General features: G+C 35.1%; 5 protein-coding genes. All 5 read right to left on the minus strand.

Annotation, left to right across the window (positions count from 1 at the left end):
• Window positions 1-440: HesA/MoeB/ThiF family protein (locus tag Q0252_RS06270; protein WP_297984676.1), on the minus strand; the 440-nt coding region annotated here is incomplete at its 3' end.
• An 11-nt stretch (window positions 441-451) separates the two neighbouring features.
• Window positions 452-685: a MoaD/ThiS family protein gene (locus Q0252_RS06275; protein WP_124802800.1), complete on the minus strand. Its 234-nt coding sequence runs from the start codon at window positions 683-685 to the stop codon at window positions 452-454.
• Window positions 682-1,248 (minus strand): molybdenum cofactor guanylyltransferase, encoded by a 567-nt coding sequence (locus Q0252_RS06280; protein WP_297984677.1) that lies wholly within the window; start codon window positions 1,246-1,248, stop codon window positions 682-684. Before Q0252_RS06280 ends, Q0252_RS06275 begins: the two co-directional genes overlap by 4 nt.
• Before the next feature lie 238 nt (window positions 1,249-1,486).
• Window positions 1,487-1,810, minus strand: a complete 324-nt coding sequence (locus Q0252_RS06285; RefSeq protein WP_297984678.1) for a molybdenum transporter — start codon at window positions 1,808-1,810, stop codon at window positions 1,487-1,489.
• Window positions 1,798-2,994 (minus strand): molybdopterin molybdotransferase MoeA, encoded by a 1,197-nt coding sequence (locus tag Q0252_RS06290; RefSeq protein ID WP_297984679.1) that lies wholly within the window; start codon window positions 2,992-2,994, stop codon window positions 1,798-1,800. The genes Q0252_RS06285 and Q0252_RS06290 overlap by 13 nt, the downstream gene beginning before the upstream one ends.
• Window positions 2,995-3,246: the final 252 nt, after the last annotated feature.

The following is a 3,246-nucleotide window of genomic DNA, read 5'->3' on the forward strand; positions in this document are numbered from 1 at the left end:
GCATAGACCAAAGGTTTTTTCATCAGATAGCAGGCGTCGTTCAATAAATACCTTGTGGCAAAATTATCTGTACAGTCTGCGATAACGTCATAATTTTCAATTAAATGAATGACATTTTTGGTCGTTATTTTTTCATTAAAAATTTCAATTTCGGTTTCGGAATTTCTGTTTTTCAGATGTTTTTCGGCAACGATAACTTTGGGGAAACCAATATCTTTTTCATCAAACAAAAACTGGCGATGCAGATTTTGAATTTCAACCACATCAAAATCTACAATCCCGATTTTCCCGATTCCCGAAGAAACCAAAATCTGAAGCGCAGGACAACCTAAACCTCCCGAACCAACCACCAACACAGAAGAATTCAACAATTTTTCTTGCGAAGAAATTCCAAAATCCGGAAGGATGATTTGTCTGTTGTATCTTTCTAAATTCATCATAATTTTAAATTTTATCCTCCCGAATATGGCGGTAACAAGGCAATTTCTGATGGTATGGAAATGATTTTGCTATCGTTTGCTTTCACGCCGTTTACGATAATTAAAAAAGTTGATTCTTTCAATTCCGGGAATTTTTCGAAGAGTTTTACTTTTAATTCTGAAACAGACTTTACGTTTTCAGAATCCAAATCGTATTCGTTTCCGTGGAAAATATCGGCCAGTTTTCCAAATATTTTTAGTTTCATTTTAATTTAGATTTAATAATTTTTTCCGCAGTTTTAAAATTTTCCGGCGTATTTATATTTAAAAGTTGATGCTCAAAACTGTCTTCAAAATCTATGTAATGAGCGTTTTGTTGTTCCAGAAAGCTCGTCATTCTGAGGTTTCCGTTTTCGATGGTTTTCTTTAAATCATTCAGAATAGAAAAAGGATAAATGCCCAAAACCGGATATATTTTTTCGCCAAAACGCACGACATTAATTCTGTATTCTACTTTTTTTTGAAGAATATTTTCAATCAAATCCGAAGAAACGAAGGGCATATCGCAACTGCAAACAAAAATATCTTCCTGGCAAAATTCTAAGGCGGAGCGAATTCCACCCATCGGACCTTTTTGTGTCGTAACATCTTTAATAATGCCCTTCGAAATTGGATAATTTGAATGATTTCCTGAAATAAAAATCTCATCAAAAACAAAAGACAAATTATCGATAATGTGCTGTAACACGGTTTTTCCGCCCAAAATCATCGAGGCTTTATCTTGTCCCATTCTGGAGCTTTTGCCTCCTGCTAAAATGATGGCTTTCATTTTTTTTTGAATTTATTTTTAGATAAAAGAAAATAGATGAAAGATAAAAGACCTAAAATCAATCGTTTATCTTAAAAAAACATCTATAATTATTTTCAAATTGTTTGTAGAATTTTCATTAAAGACTATATAAATTTTGGCTAAAGCCTACTCATTTTCTGCTTTTTTAAATGGGCTAAAGCCCATTCCAATTGATATTTGAATTTAGAATCCGCAAAATCTGCGAGAGCCAAAATCCTCAAATCTCATCTTCAGAAAATTTCATAAAACATTCCTCGGCTGTTTTGAATTTTTCCACGATTTTTTTTCCGTAATCTGTGAGTGAACTTTTTCCACCGGATTTCCCACCTGCTTCTTTGATGACGATTTCTTTGGACGAATTGGCGTTGATGTCCCGCACAATTCCCCACGCCTTTCGATACGGAATTTTCAAAATTTTTGAGGCTTCTGTGATGGAACCCAACTCGTCAATTTGTTCTAAAAGTCGGGCTCTTCCGATGCCGATTTTCAGTCCGGATTCGGTTTCAATCCAGATTCTGCCTTTGATTTTCAGACTTTCCATATTTTGACTTTTTCTCCGATGTTGATTTCAGTTGCGCCTTCGGGAAACTCCACCAAACAGTTGGCTTGTGCTACAGAATCCATTTTATAAGATTCCTGTGCGTTGAGAATGAGCACTTTTCCTTTTGTGTAAAATGCTTTCAGAAACTGGGTTTGATCCTTGTTTTTCTTCTTTGCAAAAGATTCCGAAATGGCAAAATCTTGTTCTTCATCAAACTCTTTTCGTCCAAAACAACCGAGCAAAAACGGCTTCACATATTGATGATAGCAGGAAAAAACAGAAGCGGGATTTCCGGGCAACGCAAAAACAAATTTCTCTTCAAGTTTTCCGAAGTACAAAGGTTTTCCGGGTTTCTGTCTTATTTTATAAAATAATTCTGAAACACCTATTTTTTCCAAAGCCGGTTTCACATAATCATAATCTCCGACAGAAATCCCACCAGTAATTATTAAAATATCCACCTTTTCTAAGCCATTTTTTATAGCAGAAAAAGTTGCTTCTTCAGTATCTTCTACGTGATAGACGAACGAAAACTGATGATTGATTTCAGATAAAGCTGATTGAAGCGTGTACGTATTTGAATTGTAAATTTCGCCATCCAGAAGTGGTTTTCCTATTTCTACTAACTCATTTCCGGTGTACAAAAGTCCTATATTTAATTTTTTGTAAACTCCTATTTTCTCAATTCCAAATCCTGCCAAAAACCCGATGACTGCGTGATTGACCAACGTATTTTCTTCAATTATTTTTGTTCCGACTTTGGTTTGAGAACCTTTCAAACGAATATTTTCACCTTTTGAAATTTCATCATCATTAAATTGAATTCGGTCGACAATTCTGGTCGTTTTTTCCTGCATAATCACGGTATCGACACCATCAGGAATTTTTGCTCCCGTAAAAATGCGCACGGCTTCTCCTCTATTCAAAACAAAATCGATTTTTGAAATCCCAGCTGGAATAATTTCAGTGACATTTAATTCTGAAAAATCTGCCAAATCATCAAATCGAAATCCATAACCATCCATCGCAGAATTGTCGAAAGACGGAACATCTAATGTTGCAAAAATCGGTTCTGAGGTGTAAGAACCTTGTGCTTCTAAAATTGAGAGCGTCACTTTTTCTGTACGAAAAATTTGTGTTTCGATTATTTTTTTAGCTTCGGAAACGGAGATGAAATGGTTCATTTTTGATGAATGTTGAATGTTTGATGATGGAAGATGGAAGTCTTTAAGGTAATTTCTTACACGATTTCGACTTATTTCACGCGGTTTACTTCGATGCTTTTAAGCCATTTTACGTGGCGCGAACCGGTTTTCGTATCGTTCAGACTTACAACAATCATTTCTCCCTTTTTCTTTCAGAGGTTTTCCGTTTTCGTCAACTTTGTGAACCTTGATATTTCCTGTACAGTATAAAATATATATTTGGGGGACTTT

The sequence above is a fragment of the uncultured Chryseobacterium sp. genome (assembly GCF_936933875.1).
Taxonomy (GTDB): Bacteria; Bacteroidota; Bacteroidia; order Flavobacteriales; family Weeksellaceae; genus CAKZIK01.

Coding starts and splice junctions, on each gene's coding strand:
- Q0252_RS06275 (WP_124802800.1), bottom strand. CDS start 685: ATGAAACTAAAAATATTTGGAAAACTGGCCGATATTTTCCACGGAAAC.
- Q0252_RS06280 (WP_297984677.1), bottom strand. CDS start 1,248: ATGAAAGCCATCATTTTAGCAGGAGGCAAAAGCTCCAGAATGGGACAA.
- Q0252_RS06285 (WP_297984678.1), bottom strand. CDS start 1,810: ATGGAAAGTCTGAAAATCAAAGGCAGAATCTGGATTGAAACCGAATCC.
- Q0252_RS06290 (WP_297984679.1), bottom strand. CDS start 2,994: ATGAACCATTTCATCTCCGTTTCCGAAGCTAAAAAAATAATCGAAACA.